The organism is Rickettsia bellii RML369-C (assembly GCF_000012385.1).
GTDB classification, from domain to species: domain Bacteria; phylum Pseudomonadota; class Alphaproteobacteria; order Rickettsiales; family Rickettsiaceae; genus Rickettsia; species Rickettsia bellii.
Window position 1 is genome coordinate 51,213 of the sequence record NC_007940.1, and the last position, 16,246, is coordinate 67,458.

Sequence of the window (16,246 nt, forward strand, 5' to 3'; positions counted from 1 at the left end):
ATTATGGTAAACTTTAATCAATTTTTAAAACAAGCTCAAACAATGCAGAAAAAAATGCAAGAAGCACAAGAGCAAATGGCAAATACTAGATATACTGGTAAAGCAGGAGGTGGGCTTGTAGAAATTATAGCAACAGGCAAAGGTGAAGTTGAAAAGGTTTCAATAGATGCATCTCTACTAAAAGAAGAAGAAAAGGAAATGTTAGAAGATTTGATTAAAGTCGCCTTTAATGATGCAAAACAGAAATGTGATGCAGATTCACAAAATTCTATGTCAGGTGCTTTAAGCGGTATGAGTTTGCCACCAGGCTTTAAGATGCCTTTTTAATGTAAATTACTGGACGCCGTGGTCGAGCCACGGCATAACATTTGATATCTAATTAATTATTTTAGCTTTTCAATCTCTTCTTTAGGTAACTTCGTTATTTTTATAATCGCTTCTAAAGCAATACCTTCTTTTTTCATCTTTTTAGCTAGAGTAATTTTCTCTGTTTTTCTGCCTTGTGCTATACCTTTCTCAATACCTTCTTGTAACCAGTGATGTGCTATGCTTCCCATAATTTCCTCTTCTGTTTTAGGGTTTAAGCTTGTTTTAAGCATATTTTCCAACTCTATTTTATCAGTTTGCTCTATATTTTAGTCAAAGAGTAACTTAAAGCACTCTTTATGTACTCAATGCCGCTACTAGAAGCAGCAATTGTTGCTAAACAACCAGATATCTCTTGCCATTTATCAAACACATTAGGTTTGTGTATATATTTCATCAAAATTTGTAATGGAGCAAGCCAAGGATTTTCTTTTAATTTGTCATCGGATATATCACGCAAGCTTATGAGTTGGTAGTTATTGCTCCAAGTATCTTTTACTAATTCGCTATTTTCAAATAAATCCCACAAATTTAAAGGAGCAGTATATTTTTTATGATCATTTGAATATACTAACGGATATATAAAAGGAAACTTTTTAGAATCGGGATGTGAAATCAAGTGTTTCTCAGCAATATTTAACATATATTTAAACAAACGAAATGCCATGTGAGGGTCCGAGCTACTTTGATGTTCGCACAAAATATATATATAACAATCTCTATTATTAATTCTAGCAGAATATAAAACATCCGTAATAGATTCTTTAAGGTTTGGGTCTATGAAGCTATCATTTTCTAGTGTTAAAGTAGTAGGCGAGAATAAAGCTTTTATTTCAGTAGGCAAATATTCCTCAAAAAATTCTCTTGCTACTATTGGATTTGATAAAGCCTTTTGAAAAAACTTATCATGCTTTAACAAACCTTTTACATAACTTGTTTCCAAAGGTAATTTGGGGGTCGATCCTAGCCCCTTATCCTCACGTACTAAAGTGTATGCTGCGGGGTGAGGCTTCGGGTCTCCTGCAAATTCCTCTTTATTAACTACGTTATGCGAAAGGTTTGTTTTATCAGACATAATGCTATCTTGTAACTAATAAGAAAGCATCATATAAGATTTTCTATTATAAGTATATATCTAATAAAGAGTAGATAAGCGATTTATAAACTTAATAAATAATTATTGTAGTGTTTAATTAACGTCATATAGTTTTGTTGTTTAGCAATAACAGGATATGGAGCTATATAAATATTATTATTAGAAGATGAGATGGCTGTTGTAAGGTTGTTCACTATAGAGGGTATATCGTAATTATAAGCTACTAAACGCACAGAAGTAATATTATACTTTAAAATAAAATCTGAGGCTTTCTTAATATAATCTTCTTCCGACATTATTTGATTTGGAGCAAGTATTACTTGCTGTTCTAGAACGTTATTTTCTTTTAGTAGATTTTTTAGCTGATCGGAAGTTTCAATGCCGGTAATAAATAATATAGGTGCATATCCAGCTTTTAGTAAAGCAATTCCGGTTTCAATTTTGTGTCCTCCGCCAGCGAATACTATTATTGCATTAGCAGTATTACTACTTGGTTTATAAGAGTTTACCAGATATAAATAATAAACAAAACCGCTAGCCCAAATAGCAAATATTGTTAAAATTGTAAGGGCAATTTTTCGTATCATTTGAATATTTTAATAAATTCAACTTCAAGAATTTTATCAAATTCAGTCATTTCAATATAAACTCCTAGTTGATTTAGAGATGTTACTAAAGAATTTTCAAGACCACAAGGAATAATTCCGTTGAACTTACTTAAGTCTGTTGAAATATTTATGGCTATGCCATGATATGTAACCCATTTCCGTACTCTGACTCCTATCGCAGCAATTTTCGATGGAATATCATCATTTGTTTTTACCCAAATACCTACTTTATTTTTTATAATATATGCTTTTATTCCAAAAATATCTAGACTATTTATAATCCATTCTTCAAGCATTCTTACATATAGCTTTAAGTCTTTGGTACGATTCGGTAAGGCTAAATTAAGGATAGGGTAAATAACACGCTGTCCAGCTCCGTGAAAGGTAAATTTACCGCCACGACCAGTATAAATAACAGGAATATTATTATGGTTTAATAATTCTTCCTGCTTATAATTAGTGCCGGCAGTATATACATCTAAATGCTCAACTAGATAGACTGCTTCCGGTGCTTCACCATCAATAACTTTGTTAACATAATCTTCCATTAACATTAAGCTATCTTGATAGTCTATAGGTGTTGGTATAGTAATGAATTGCACCATATATAATAAAATCTGAAACAATTAAAATACTAATTCTTCATATTTTATTGTTACAACTTCATATGACTTAACGCCGCCAGGGGTCATAACTTCCACAATATCACCTACTGATTTGCCAATTAAGGCTTTCGCTATAGGAGATGCAATAGAAACTCTTTTCTTAGTTATATCAGCTTCATATTCACCAACGATATGATACATAACTTCTTCTTCGGTTTCGTCATCTATTAACACGACAGTAGCACCGAATTTTATGCTATCACCTGACAATTTAGCAACATTTATAATTTCTGCTCTTGCTGTTATATCTTCCAAATGTTTAATACGAGCTTCTACAAATGCTTGTTTTTCACGTGCAGCTTCATATTCAGCATTCTCGGATAAATCGCCATGTGCTCGTGCTTCTGCTATATCTTCGCTAACTTTTTTACGCTCTACATGTTTTAAATGCTTAAGCTCATGTTCTAATTTTTCAAAGCCTTGGTCAGTGATAGGAAATTTTGCCATCATATTGTTATTGTGTAAAATTGGTAATTTTAGTATGATATTATATCATCTTTATTATCTTTCGTATACCTAAAAATAAATTATTAACCTCATGAACATTGAAGATTTTGATTTTGAAAAAAAGCGTAAAGCTTTTCATTTATCTGCTATAATACTACCTTTAATATATATATTTATCTCAAGAACCTCTATTACTCTAATGTTATTTATAGTAACTGCTGCAACTTTGTATTTAGATATATCACGTCATAGTAGCATTAAAATTAGTGAGTTTGTAACTAAATTTTTTACAAAAATTATGAGAGCAGACGAAAGTAACGGCTCTTTTGCCTTAAGTGGCTCTAGCTTCATGATGCTTGGTTTTTTCTTAACAGCTCTTCTTTTTCCTAAAAATTTGGCAATTTGTTCTTGGTTAATTTTAATTATTTCTGACTGTTTAGCTGCCCTTGTTGGTACAAAAATAGGGAATAGTTTAAATAATGGTAAGTCGTTTGCAGGTTCTACAGCATTCTTACTATCCGCAATTTTTATAAGTATATTAGTGTATTTTTACTTAGGATTTAATACTAGTTTTATTATTATTATTATAAGTTCTATAGCAACTACAGCAATTGAATTTTATTCAAAGGATTTGAAAGTTAATGATAATTTATCAATTCCGCTTACTTATTGTTTTTCTACAGCTATCCTTTCTTATATTATTTAAAACATGAAGCTTGCACCAGAATTTTATGAAGTTTTAAGAAATCGTATTAACATATCTGATGTAGTGCGTCAAAAGGTAGTTTTAACTAGAAAATCCGGTAATTATGTAGGTTTATGTCCTTTCCATCAAGAGAAAACCCCATCTTTTACAGTTAGTGATAGTAAAAGATTTTTTTATTGTTTTGGCTGTAAGGCAGCAGGGGACGTTATAAAATTTACCTCCAATATTAGCGGTTTATCTTATAATGATTCTGCTATAAAACTAGCTACCGATTATGGTGTAGAGATACCAAAATTAACTCAGAAGCAAAAAGAATTTTATGAAGAATCAGACGAAATTTTAAATATTCTTGAACTTGCCAATAAGTTTTTTAAATCACAATTAACACCTGAAATATTAAACTATCTAAATGAAAGAAATATTACTAATGAGACAATAAAAGAATTTTCAATCGGTTTTGCACCTAGAGGTAACAAATTTGAGAAATTTTTTCATGATAAAAATATAACAAATGTGCAACTTGGAAAAGCAGGTCTTATAGGAAAAAGAGAAGATGGCGAAATATATAGCTTATTTTCAAATCGTATAACTATTCCTATCAGAAATATTTACAATAAAATAGTAGGCTTTGGGGGTAGAGTAATTGGGCAAGGTCTACCTAAATATTTGAATTCGCCGGAAACTGTAGTATTCCAAAAAAGCGAAACTCTTTATGGTGAGCATAAAGCCATAAGTAGTAGCTATAAAAAAAATTACTCGATTTTAGTAGAAGGTTATTTCGATGTTATTTCCCTACATCAAGCAGGATTTAGTGAAGTAGTAGCAAGCCTTGGCACTAGTGTTACTGAAAATCATTTACATAAATTATGGCGAGCAGGAGATGAAATTATATTATGTCTTGATGGGGATAGTGCTGGAATAAAAGCAAGCGTTAGGACAATTAATTTAGCTTTGCCGCTTATTAATAGTGAAAAGAAAATTTCTTTTATTAGGCTACCTACTGGGCTAGACCCTGATGATGCAGTAAATAAAAATGGTGTAGATTTTTTTACAAAGCTTATAGATACAAGAATAAGCTTATCGGAAATGATTTGGCAAATAGAATATGCTGGTAAAAATTTTAAAACAGCGGAAGATAAGGCTAATTTAGAAAAGAATTTAAAAGATTATTGCAGTAAAATATCTGATAGTAATTTAAGAGCTAGCTATTATAGATTTTTTAAAGATCAAATATGGCAAAATTTAGTTACAAAACAGCAAAAGACTGTAGCTAAAAATGTAAACTTGCTTCCTCTGAGTAGCGGTTATTCAGAGCTTGAAATATTAGAGCATGCTTTTTGTGCTTTATTAATAAAATTCCCGCAAATATTACAAGAATTCGAAATTAAAGAATTTATATTAAATTTAAATTTTAGTAATAAACTACTTGAAGAATTTCGTAATTGGTACTTAAGTGAAGTTATTGATAACGCTGTAGAGGCAGGTGAAATTGCCGCAATTGTGGAAAAAACTAGCTTTTTTGATATTTTTTTATTATTATCAGAAGCAGACAACTTATTCTTAGATATAGCATTTAATAAAGATAATGTTCGCTTAGATTTATTATGGCAATGGTTATATAAAAGATATTATCTATTAAATTTACAGCAAGAATATGCACATATTACAAAAGAATATGTTATAACTAACATTGATGATTATGAGAAAGTCTTGTTTTATAAAAAAGAAATCTTAAAGATTGCAAGTGAATTACAAGACTTAAATGAATCTTTTATTAATCATATTATTGATAATAGCAAATAACAAACTGTAGAAATCGTGATTTATGGCGGTTTCACAATAAAATATTATTATAACTTAATCAGCTTAATTCCATAGGTATTTAATGACAAATACAGATAATAATAATCTAAATAAAATAGATAGTTTACTAAAAAAAGCTAAATCTAAAAAAGGTTCGGTTACTTATAATGATATAAATAGAGCTCTTCCTGATGGGACATCTGTGGAAGAGATAGATAAGGTTATGTTTAGATTTTCCGAGGCGGAAGTAGATATTTTAGATACTAACGAGGATGACGCAATTAAGATTGATGACATGGAAATGGAGGAAGGTTTTAAAATATCCACCAATATTGATCATGAACCTGAAGATGAAACAGAGGAAGAAAATATAGGTACTACTGATGATCCGGTAAGGCTTTACCTCAAGGATATGGGAGGGGTTGATCTACTTACTCGTGAAAATGAAGTCGAAATAGCAAAAAGAATTGAAGAAGGTCGCAAAACATTGATCGCTGCATTATGTAGAAGTCCTATTGCTATGGATAAGTTTAGAAAGTGGTATGCGGATTTAGTTAATGAGAATAATATGTTACTGCGTGATCTCATAGATCTAGAATCTAATATGATGCATGATGATGAGACTTCGGAAAGTGAAGACGATCATAATAGTGATCATGAAGAAGAAGAGCAGGATCATGACCACGACCATGAAGAAAATATCTTATCAATGTCTAAAGTGGAAACGCAGATATTGCCTAATATTATAGAGCGAATGAAAAAGATCGCTTTTATTTGTGAAGAATTATTAATTGAAACTAAAAAATCTTTTGAAAAGTCTGCTGGTCCAAAAATATTACAAAATAGTAAAAAATATAATGATAATTTAGAACTATTAATTAGCGAAGTTTCAGAAATACATTTTAATTCTAAAAGAACAGAAGAAATTCTATCTGAAATGTATAGGATAAATCGTGATTTAATAAATAAAGAAACAGCTTTCTTAAAGCTTGCTGAAAAATACGGAATAACTCGTCAGAACTTCTTAGATGAATATATAGGAGCCGTAATTAATGCAGCATGGAAAGAAAAAATGCTGAAAAATAAGAAAGCTGGTTGGAAAGAATTGCTCACTAAAGAATCGGATTATATAGACCAGATGATTGCTGAATTATCAGCGATAGAGATTAATACCGGTCTTCTAGTTAATGATTTTAAAAAGTTAGTAAATGCTATCCAAAAAAGTGAGCGACAAACGTTGCAAGCGAAAAAAGATATGATAGAGGCGAATTTACGCTTAGTAATATCTATTGCTAAAAAATATGCTAATAGAGGCTTACAATTCTTAGACTTAATTCAAGAAGGTAACATAGGACTTATGAAAGCGGTTGATAAATTTGAATATCGCCGTGGTTATAAATTCTCTACTTACGCTACTTGGTGGATTAGACAAGCAATAACAAGAGCGATTGCCGATCAAGCAAGGACTATACGTATTCCTGTGCATATGATCGAAACAATTAATAAGATAATAAGAACCTCGAGACAAATGCTTAATGAGCTTGGGTATGAACCAACTCCAGCAGAAATAGCAGCAAGACTTTCTATGCCGATTGATAAGGTAAGAAAAGTTATGAAAATAGCTAAAGAGCCGATTAGCCTTGAAAATCCGGTAGGGGATGGTGATGATAATAGTTATTTAGGTGATTTTATTGAAGATAAAAACGCAGTAGCACCGATTGATGCGGCAATTCAGTCAAATTTACGTGAGGTTACAACTAGAGTGCTTGCAACCCTTACGCCTCGTGAAGAAAGGGTGCTTAGAATGCGTTTTGGAATAGGTATGAATACCGATCATACGCTTGAAGAAGTAGGACAGCAATTTAAAGTAACTAGAGAACGTATAAGGCAAATTGAGTCAAAAGCCTTAAGAAAGTTACAACATCCTATTAGATCCAAAAAGCTTAATAGCTTTAGAAGCGGTGGAAAACGTGGTGATGGTAACCCTTCTGATTTGTTAGAGGCTTAAATCTAAACTGTTATCTAGTTGCTTGACCATGATATCCAGAAAAATAACTAAAAATATCAGTATTGCTGATATTTTTAACAGCTTTTGGTGGAAGATTAAAATATGTTGTATGAGTGAAGAGTTATTACAACGGGATTTAATCAAAAATCCTGAAAAAATAGGAACTTGGGATTTCCATCAGGTTGGTGCAACTACTGTAAAACAATTAACAGAAGCGAATATTATAAGAAGCATTGATTACGGCAATGTTGCAAGAAAAAAAGTTGATGCAATTATAACAAGGCAAAAAGAAGTAATTGCAATAATAGAGTATAAATCACCGAAACAGTTCAATACTAAAAATAAGAGAGATAGTGCAATTTTACAAGAAATTGAGGTTGCCAAAAAGTTAAAAACAAAACTCATAATTGCAACGGATACACACGAGACTCTTTGGATTAATGTTGCAACCGGCAATAGTGTAAAAGATGCAAAAGGCAATGATTTTAAATATCTATTTAACCCAAAAGATACAAATTTACAAAAAGTCATAACAGAAATAATCCAATCTATTAATGATAAAAATGATACCATACTCCCAAAACAATTAATAGATCCAACAGACCTTGCAAAACAAATATGGCAAGATGTTTGGAGTGTTAGCGGAGCAACTCCTGAAAATTGTTTATATACCTTTGTTGAATTATTTATATTTAAATATTTAAGCGATTTAAATATTTTAAAAGGTGATTTTAGTTTTGATGAACTTTTAAAAAAATACAATAACAATGAAATAAATGATGTTTTACAACATTACGCAAATGTTATTAGACCGAAAATAAAAGATTTATTTCCGGAAGGGAGTGATAAAACAACAATTATAAACGGTACTATTTTTGTAAGTAGAGACCAAAAAGCAATTGATGGATATGGAACGGTATTTAAGAAAGTTTTAGAAAAATTTAGAGATTATGGAAAACTTGAACATATTGATCACGATTTTAAAAGCAAATTATTTGAAAGCTTTTTAAAAGAAAGTATAAGTAAAAAAAATTGGGGACAATTTTTTACACCTATTAAAGTCGTTCGTGCCATAAATGAAATGGCAGAAGGTGAGTTAAAAGAAAATATGTCAATTTGTGACCCTGCCTGCGGAGTTGGCAAATTTCCTCTCGAATTTGTAAAAGAAAATCTTGATAATTTTTTTGAACTCAAAAACGGTAAGATAAATTCAAAAGTTAAAATTATCGGTTTTGATAAAGGTTTTGATAAAGATGAGCAAAAAACTATAATTCTTGCAAAAGCGAATATGCTTATTTATTTTTGTGAGCTTATAAAAGATAATCCTGAGCATACAAAGGAATTTGCCAAACTTTTTAATGATAGCTTTATTTTAAAAACAAATTCAATACTTGGAACTTTATCAGAGCCTATTGAAGGCGAATATGATTTAATCCTTACAAATCCACCTTATGTGACAAGCGGAAGCAGTAATCTAAAAGAAGAAATTGCAAAAATTACTATAAAATCAGTGGAATGGGCGTTGAAGGGCTTTTTATGGAATGGATCGTAAAAGCTTTGAAACCAAACGGAAAGGTGTTTGTTGTTGTGCCTGACGGGATTTTCAATAGACAAAATGACAAAAATTTAAGACAACTCATTTTAGATAATTGTTTTATTGATGCTATTATTTCATTGCCTTTAAAAACTTTTTTTACAACTCCAAAAAAGACATACATTTTAGCAATTACAAAGAAACATAATATTTCGCAGATACAAACTGATCCAGTATTTACTTATTTATGCAGCGAAATTGGCGAGAGTCGTGATATTTATAGATTTGATATTGAGCAAGACGACTTAAAGGAAGCGGTAAATTTATTTAATGCTTTTAAAGGTAGTAAGAAATATTTTGCAAATATTAATCACGATAAAAGGTGTAAGTTGCAAGGGATTGATAAATTTAAAGCTGATATTAATTGGTGTGTTGAAAACTTTTTTACAGAAGAAGAAAAAATTGATCTTGGTTTTATTGAAAAGACTGGTTTTTTATATATAAAAGAATTTAATGAACTTTTAAACGATACATTATTTTATTATCAGCTCTAATGCAAATATTATAAATGAATCACAGAATTTAGAACAAATAAAATATGATACTAAGCAAGCCTCAATTTTTTTTGATTTATTACCGGTGTCAAAAAAAATACAAAAAAAGGATTTAAAAGATAAATACACTGTACCAACATATTCTTCGCAAACCACAGAATACGGATTCGTTGGCTATGCTAAAGATATTATGTTTAACGCCTCAAGCCAAACTCCCTTGGTAACTTTTGGTGACCATACGAGAAAGTTTTTTATTAGAAATGAAAGTTTTGCATGTTTAGATAATGTAAAAGTATTAAAACTAAAACAAGAATATATTGGAAAAATAGATATTGAATATATTTCGTTTGTTTGGGAAAATTTAATACCGAATTTAGGATATTCAAGACATTGGAAAGTTGCAAAAAATATTGAAATCAAAATCCCAATAACACAAACAGGCGAATTTGATTTACAAAAGCAAAAAGAAATAGCAGAAAAATATCGTAAAATAGAAGAAATTAAAAAGAATATTAAGACAGAGCTTGAAAAAATTGAAAATATTAAAGTTGATATTGGATTATGAAAAAGCCACCACAAATAATTTTTCTTCATAGAACTTAGATTTCTCCTTTTGCAGAGATGACAAAATAATTCCCTTTATGTACAGATATAAAATTAGCGTTGAATATCTAGGCACGAATCTTGCGGGTTGGCAAAGACAATCGGGAGTAATGTCGGTACAGCAGATATTAGAAGAAGCGATCTATAAATTTTCTGGTGAGCAAGTAACATTATTCGGATCAGGTAGAACTGATGCTGGAGTTCATGCAATAGGTCAAATAGCACATTTTGATCTCTCAAAATATTTTGAACCTTATAAAATTATCAGAGCGATTAATTATTTTACAAGACCATATATAGTAGGAGTGTGTAATTGTGAATTAGTAGACAATAATTTCCATGCTCGCTTTTCCGCAATAGCACGTCATTATGTATATAGAATTCTTAATAGACCCTACCCATCAGTAATTGATTTTGATCGTGTTTGGTGGATTAGTGTGCCGTTAGATGTTTCAGCTATGCAAAAAAGTAGCTTATATCTTTTAGGTAAACATAACTTTACTTCATTTAGAGCTAGCTCTTGTCAATCAAAATCTCCCATCAAAACCTTAACAAAGCTTGATATTATAAAGGAAAATGAGGAAATAAAATTATATTTTTCTGCCCCATCCTTTTTACATCACATGGTGCGTAATATAGTCGGTAGCCTAGTATTAGTCGGTAAAAATATTTGGCAAGCTGAACAAATGCAGCAAGTTTTAGAGGTAGCAGATAGAAAAGCTGCCGGTCCTACCGCCCCTGCTTGCGGTCTTTATTTCATAAAAGCAGATTATTAAATAGTTATTAATTTGTTAATAATATATATTGACAGGAACATTAAAGCTGTGTATAATGTCTTTACTAATAATTAATTTATTAACTTATATTAAAGGAATTTTTATGAAAAATAAAAAAGTATTACCAGAAGATTTATTAATGAATACAAGCCTAGACACTATAGCAGAAATAATCGGAAATTTTCCAGGTATGTGTGTTAGTACAAGTATGAATTTAGAAAACAGTATTGTAGAAGCTAATAACAGCTTTTTTACAAATTTTTATAATACAGCTGCATATTGTTTCAATTATGCATTAGAAGTAATGATACCATTGGCAGGAAATGTTTGTGAATATTTCCGTGGAAATACTGATCATTACGACGTAGAGTGCCTTTAATTTTCAACTCTATAGCTCCGTGATAGCATTTGCCATGCGTGGATCGAAAAACACCCTATTACCCCGTGATTTATTCGTCGGAGTCTAGTTAAAACACTAATTTATATTAAAGGAATTTTTATGAAAAATAAAGAACAAAATTTTACAAGTACAAGTATAGAGCCACTAATGATGATAGAAGATTTATTAGAAAGTATAGACATTTTTACGATGATAGAAGACACATTACCTGTAAAAAGTAGTAATAGTTTTTATAATACAGTTGTATATGGTTTTAATTATGCGTTAGAGGTAATAGCTCCTTTAGCAAAAAATATTTGCGAATATTTTGCTGGTACGAGTCAAAATATAGAAGATAATTTGCATGTCCCTAATATGGGTGATGCACCTGAATTATGGGATAGTTTCACCTCTTACTCTATATAATTATCCTACTTGTCATTCCGTGATTTATTCATGGGATTCAGCTAGAAATATCAATAATATTGATGTTTCTAGCTGTTTTCTGGATCTAGTTCCCAAGCCACGGCATGTGGCATTTTATCTACCAATCTTTGTCGTACAAATTCTTTCGGTGATTTCTTTTAATTTTTCTATTCGCTCTATTAAATAAAGCAGCTGTTCTTTTGTAATCTTATAATTTTTATCATATCGTGCATCAACATAAGCTTTTTGTAATAACTCAAAACATTTTTTCTGCACAGGAGTAGCTATAGGGAAAACTTGTAATAATTCATTGTCGTAATTTTTTGCCATACCGCCTAATTCTTCTATATCATGCAATTTCGGCTTGTAATTAGAAAAAACTAATAAAATAGTATTATAAAAACTTTCAGTAGCTTGATGTAATAAGAAAGCAGCAATTGCATAACGATCGTTTTTTAAATAATAATCTACTCCATCTAAAAAATCTTTACCTTTATTAAACCACTGTTCAAAATAATCTTGTGCGATTTCTTTCATCTCGCTCCAAGGTAAATCTTTAGCTTCGCTTAAGGTAAATTCACCACTATCATATAAAAGTATTCCCTCTTTTGTGATATCAGTATAAAAATAACGTCCTTTTTCTAGCTGTCTATTTACCTCTTCTATTGATTCTAAAATTATTGATATTCTCGAATCATAAGGAATAATTTGATCTTTTATTACTCCTTTTCTTTTTAATCTTGCATATATTCTATCTTTTAGGTTTAAAGTAGCATGACCTTTATACTTAGCCTTATTTAAAATTATCAGAATATCCGTATCACTATGATAACCATTAATTAAATCACGTACCCAATCCCCTCTTGCATATGATCCGTATAAAATAATCATGGCAATTTTATCTTGTGCGAGTTCTAAAATTTGTTGCACTATAAAATTGAGTCTACCATTAATATGCAAAGAGCGTTCAGGTAATAAGTTGTATTTTTTATTGCCATTAGTTACTAAACATAGTTGATCCATACGGGCAATGCCCACACGAGATGAGACTTTCACTAATAATACTCTTTACCAATCTCAATCTTAGGGCGACCATTCGCTACTCGCCATTTATTAGTGTCACGTAATGATGGTGTGCAGCCGCAAAACTCTTGTTTATAAAAATGCTCTTCTTTAGCGATTTCATACATACGGCTTGCTCCGCCGTCTTTACGCCAATTATACGTCCAGTAAGTTATACCCTCATAATGCGATGCTGCTTTAACTCCCGATTCATTAATTTGGTTCATGTCTTTCCATCTGGAAATACCAAGTGAGCTACTAATAACCTTAAAACCGTTTTCATGTGCATATAAAGCCGTACGCTCAAAACGCATATCAAAGCACATAGAGCAGCGTTTGCCTCTTTCCGGCTCAAATTCTAAGCCTTTAGCACGTTTAAACCAGTTTTGTGGGTCATAATCAGCATCGATAAACTCGATATTATGCTTTTCGGCAAAACGTATATTTTCATTCTTACGCAATTCATATTCTTGCTTAGGATGAATATTAGGGTTATAAAAAAATAGCGTAAAATTAATACCGCTACTCATCATTTTTTCCATTAAAGGACCAACGCAAGGAGCACAACAAGTATGTAATAATACTTTCTCTTCGCCGCCAGGTACTTCAAAAACTTCATTCATAATGTTTTTAATAATGCAATATAGTTAATATGGTTTCCCATAATTTTGTTATGTTTTTAACTTCTCAATTTCTTCTTTTTTCAAACCTGTAAAATCTATAATCTCATCTAAAGGCTTATTTCTTGTTAGCATCTTTTTAGCTATATTAATTTTTTCTTTTTTAATCTTTATTGCACTTCTAGCTCTTTCTTTCTCTATACCTTGTTGTTCCCAGCGGTGTGCTAAACTTCCCATAATAATTACTCCTAATTCAGGATTCAAATGTGATTTAAGTATTTTTTCTAATTCTATTTTATCATCTTCTTTTATTTTAGTCAAAGTATACGATATAGCTGATTTTACATAATCAACTCCAATATTGGAACCAGCAAACTCCGGTAAAATATCGGCTATTTGTTGCCATCTTGGTAATAAATCAGGCTCATTTATATATTTCATTAAAATTTGCAATGGAGCAAGCCAAGGATTTTCTTTTAATTTTTCGTCAGATATATCACGCAAGTTGATAAGCTGATAATCATTGCTCCAAGTAGATTTTACTAACTCACTATTTTCAAACAAATCCCACAAGTTTAAAGGAGCAGTATATTTTTTATGATCATTTGAATATATTAACGGATATATAAAAGGAAACTTTTTAGAATCGGGATACGAATTTAAGTGTCTCTCAGCAATATTTAACATATATTTGAACAAGCGAAAAGCCATAAAATAATCTGAACTACTTTGGTGTTCTGCAAGCAAATATAGATAACCCTCTCTATCATTTATTTTAACAGAAAACAAAATATCCGTGATTGATTCTTTAAGGTTTGGCTCTATAAAGCTATCATTTTCTAACGTTAAAGTAGTAGGCGAGAATAAAGCTTTTATAGAGGATGGCAAATGCATATTAAAAAATTCTCTTGCTACTATCGGATTTGATAAAGCTTTTTGGAAAAACTTATCATGCTTTATTTTATCAGGCATTAATATTATCTTGTAACTAATAGAAAAGTATTATACAAGATTTTCTATTATAAGTATATATCTAACAAATAAAAAATTTAGCTAATTTTTCAAGCTCATCTAGTATACCGCAAATACTTCAAAAGTTGGTAAGTCAAATAAGCGGTGAGTCTGCGAAAGCCGTTACTTAATACGTGAGCACAGACGAATCCCGAAATTTGGCTTGCCAAATCTTGAAGTATTAAAGGTATATACTTAACTCACCAAATTTTTCTTATATGTTTCTTTATAAAACTTTAGAATTATAGAGGATACTAAAGCAAGTGCAATTAAATAATATGAGATTGCATAATTATCGCCGGTCATTTTCGTTAATAACATTGCTACCATCGGAGCAGTACCACCAAATATAGCAGCAGCAAGATTATAAGAAAGTGCTACGCCGGTAAATCTTACACTAGTTGGGAATATTTCTACTAATACCGTCGGTATAGGTCCCATATAAACAGCTATAATTCCGGCAAATAATATCTGTGAGATAATTGCTAAAGCAAAATTCATTGATCCAAGGCAAATAAAAATAGGATAAACTAATAGAATTAATAAAATAATACCGCATATTAGTACAGGACGACGCCCTACTCTATCTGAAATATAAGCGGATATAGGAAATACAATCATCATAACAACTAATATTATGCTACTTACAATAACGCTTTGCTGGTTAGTATATCCAAGAGTTTGCATAAAATTGCCGATAAAAACTGTTGAAGTATAAAAAGGAGCTGTGACTGTAATATAAAGCCCAAGTGCTATAATTAGCTCCTTTGGGTATTTTGTTAAGGTTTCCCGTAGAGGAAAACGTGCTAGCCTACCGTTCTCTTTAGCTTTTTTATAAATAGGGCTTTCTGATAGATTTTTTCTAATATATAAACCTACTGAACTAATGAATAATCCGGCAATAAAAGGTATTCTCCAGCCCCATTCAAATAGCATATCGGCAGGCATGAAGTAGGAAAAGCTAGCTGCAGTTATTACCCCAAGCAACATACCTCCGCACATACTTACGAATGATGCACTACCCGCAATTCCACGCTGTTCTATCGATGCATGTTCGACTATATACGAAATACAAGCACTAAATTCTCCGCCTAAAGAAAAGCCTTGAATAAGTCTGATAATAGTGAGAATAATAGGAGCAGCAATTCCGATGGTTTTATAGCCCGGGAGCAATCCTATTCCTGCCGTCGGTACTGCCATAGTTATAATGCCGACTACTAAAGCAATACGTCTACCGAATCTATCGCCGATATTACCGAAAACAATCCCGCCAAGTGGGCGGACTATAAAACCTGCAGCAAATACCGCAAAAGTTAAGGTGTCACGAGTTTCGGCATTTGGAAAAAAATGCTGACCTATAATATAAGCAAATTGTGCATACAATATATTCTCATACCACTCTAAGGCATTACCTATCATGCCTGATATTACTACTTTTTTCATTTAAAACTATTATATTGATATTAACAGAATAATAAGGTGAATATTTTACATTCTCAAGTAAAAATATATCTTAGATGAGTTTTAAAAAAGATTAAATAATAATTATGCTTTGAAAATAATTAAAAATAATTTTCAAATA

General features: G+C 31.0%; 19 protein-coding genes and 1 pseudogene. 11 read left to right on the forward strand and 9 right to left on the reverse strand.

Annotation, left to right across the window (positions count from 1 at the left end):
* Positions 1–3 precede the first annotated feature (3 nt).
* Positions 4–327, forward strand: a complete 324-nt coding sequence (locus RBE_RS00255; RefSeq protein ID WP_011476744.1) for a YbaB/EbfC family nucleoid-associated protein — start codon at positions 4–6, stop codon at positions 325–327.
* 56 nt (positions 328–383) lie between these two features.
* Here RBE_RS00255 and RBE_RS08995 read toward each other — a convergent pair whose 3' ends face one another.
* The 5 genes from RBE_RS08995 to greA all read right to left on the reverse strand — a co-directional run bounded on the left by RBE_RS08995 (position 384) and on the right by greA (position 3,185).
* A complete protein-coding gene (locus RBE_RS08995; protein ID WP_045799849.1) occupies positions 384–599 on the reverse strand; it encodes a hypothetical protein in 216 nt (71 codons plus the stop codon).
* Positions 600–628: 29 nt separating this feature from the next.
* A complete protein-coding gene (locus tag RBE_RS00265; protein ID WP_011476746.1) occupies positions 629–1,441 on the reverse strand; it encodes an Rpn family recombination-promoting nuclease/putative transposase in 813 nt (270 codons plus the stop codon).
* Positions 1,442–1,524: 83 nt separating this feature from the next.
* Positions 1,525–2,049: a YdcF family protein gene (locus RBE_RS00270; protein ID WP_011476747.1), complete on the reverse strand. Its 525-nt coding sequence runs from the start codon at positions 2,047–2,049 to the stop codon at positions 1,525–1,527.
* Positions 2,046–2,675, reverse strand: a complete 630-nt coding sequence (gene lipB / locus RBE_RS00275) for a lipoyl(octanoyl) transferase LipB (RefSeq protein ID WP_011476748.1) — start codon at positions 2,673–2,675, stop codon at positions 2,046–2,048. The genes RBE_RS00270 and lipB overlap by 4 nt, the downstream gene beginning before the upstream one ends.
* Before the next feature lie 21 nt (positions 2,676–2,696).
* The gene (greA, locus tag RBE_RS00280) at positions 2,697–3,185 is read right to left on the reverse strand and encodes a transcription elongation factor GreA (protein ID WP_011476749.1); all 489 of its coding nucleotides are present in this window, start codon (positions 3,183–3,185) and stop codon (positions 2,697–2,699) included.
* Between the two features lie 88 nt (positions 3,186–3,273).
* On the opposite strand from greA, the gene RBE_RS00285 reads away from it, so the two are divergent.
* The 9 genes from RBE_RS00285 to RBE_RS00325 all read left to right on the forward strand — a co-directional run bounded on the left by RBE_RS00285 (position 3,274) and on the right by RBE_RS00325 (position 11,971).
* Positions 3,274–3,888: a diacylglycerol/polyprenol kinase family protein gene (locus tag RBE_RS00285; RefSeq protein ID WP_011476750.1), complete on the forward strand. Its 615-nt coding sequence runs from the start codon at positions 3,274–3,276 to the stop codon at positions 3,886–3,888.
* 3 nt (positions 3,889–3,891) lie between these two features.
* Positions 3,892–5,691: a DNA primase gene (dnaG, locus tag RBE_RS00290; protein WP_011476751.1), complete on the forward strand. Its 1,800-nt coding sequence runs from the start codon at positions 3,892–3,894 to the stop codon at positions 5,689–5,691.
* An 82-nt stretch (positions 5,692–5,773) separates the two neighbouring features.
* Positions 5,774–7,699 (forward strand): RNA polymerase sigma factor RpoD, encoded by a 1,926-nt coding sequence (gene rpoD / locus RBE_RS00295; RefSeq protein WP_011476752.1) that lies wholly within the window; start codon positions 5,774–5,776, stop codon positions 7,697–7,699.
* Between the two features lie 109 nt (positions 7,700–7,808).
* Complete coding sequence (locus tag RBE_RS00300) at positions 7,809–9,251, forward strand: N-6 DNA methylase (protein ID WP_041804747.1); 1,443 nt, start codon at positions 7,809–7,811, stop codon at positions 9,249–9,251.
* Positions 9,236–9,787 (forward strand): N-6 DNA methylase, encoded by a 552-nt coding sequence (locus RBE_RS09425; protein ID WP_143549741.1) that lies wholly within the window; start codon positions 9,236–9,238, stop codon positions 9,785–9,787. Before RBE_RS00300 ends, RBE_RS09425 begins: the two co-directional genes overlap by 16 nt.
* Positions 9,788–9,872: 85 nt before the next feature.
* Positions 9,873–10,352, forward strand: coding sequence for a restriction endonuclease subunit S (locus tag RBE_RS00310; protein ID WP_011476755.1), 480 nt, complete (start codon positions 9,873–9,875; stop codon positions 10,350–10,352).
* A gap of 76 nt (positions 10,353–10,428) precedes the next feature.
* Positions 10,429–11,166, forward strand: coding sequence for a tRNA pseudouridine(38-40) synthase TruA (truA, locus tag RBE_RS00315; protein WP_011476756.1), 738 nt, complete (start codon positions 10,429–10,431; stop codon positions 11,164–11,166).
* A 103-nt stretch (positions 11,167–11,269) separates the two neighbouring features.
* The gene (locus RBE_RS00320; RefSeq protein ID WP_228368744.1) at positions 11,270–11,545 is read left to right on the forward strand and encodes a hypothetical protein; all 276 of its coding nucleotides are present in this window, start codon (positions 11,270–11,272) and stop codon (positions 11,543–11,545) included.
* A gap of 120 nt (positions 11,546–11,665) precedes the next feature.
* The gene (locus tag RBE_RS00325; RefSeq protein ID WP_011476758.1) at positions 11,666–11,971 is read left to right on the forward strand and encodes a hypothetical protein; all 306 of its coding nucleotides are present in this window, start codon (positions 11,666–11,668) and stop codon (positions 11,969–11,971) included.
* Between the two features lie 114 nt (positions 11,972–12,085).
* On the opposite strand, the gene RBE_RS00330 is transcribed toward RBE_RS00325, so the two are convergent.
* Genes RBE_RS00330 through RBE_RS00340 form a run of 3 tightly spaced genes read right to left on the reverse strand, consistent with a single transcriptional unit; the run spans position 12,086 to position 14,625 of the window.
* The gene (locus RBE_RS00330; RefSeq protein WP_012151531.1) at positions 12,086–12,994 is read right to left on the reverse strand and encodes a nucleotidyltransferase and HEPN domain-containing protein; all 909 of its coding nucleotides are present in this window, start codon (positions 12,992–12,994) and stop codon (positions 12,086–12,088) included.
* Between the two features lie 32 nt (positions 12,995–13,026).
* Complete coding sequence (locus tag RBE_RS00335) at positions 13,027–13,656, reverse strand: epoxyqueuosine reductase QueH (protein ID WP_011476760.1); 630 nt, start codon at positions 13,654–13,656, stop codon at positions 13,027–13,029.
* A gap of 48 nt (positions 13,657–13,704) precedes the next feature.
* Complete coding sequence (locus RBE_RS00340; RefSeq protein WP_011476761.1) at positions 13,705–14,625, reverse strand: Rpn family recombination-promoting nuclease/putative transposase; 921 nt, start codon at positions 14,623–14,625, stop codon at positions 13,705–13,707.
* Positions 14,626–14,728: 103 nt separating this feature from the next.
* Here RBE_RS00340 and RBE_RS09000 point away from each other — a divergent pair.
* Positions 14,729–14,854 (forward strand): annotated as a pseudogene (locus RBE_RS09000) (palindromic element RPE5 domain-containing protein); the annotation flags it as partial.
* A 5-nt stretch (positions 14,855–14,859) separates the two neighbouring features.
* Here the strand turns inward: RBE_RS09000 and RBE_RS00345 are convergent.
* Positions 14,860–16,107, reverse strand: a complete 1,248-nt coding sequence (locus RBE_RS00345) for an MFS transporter (RefSeq protein ID WP_011476762.1) — start codon at positions 16,105–16,107, stop codon at positions 14,860–14,862.
* Between the last annotated feature and the right edge of the window lie 139 nt (positions 16,108–16,246).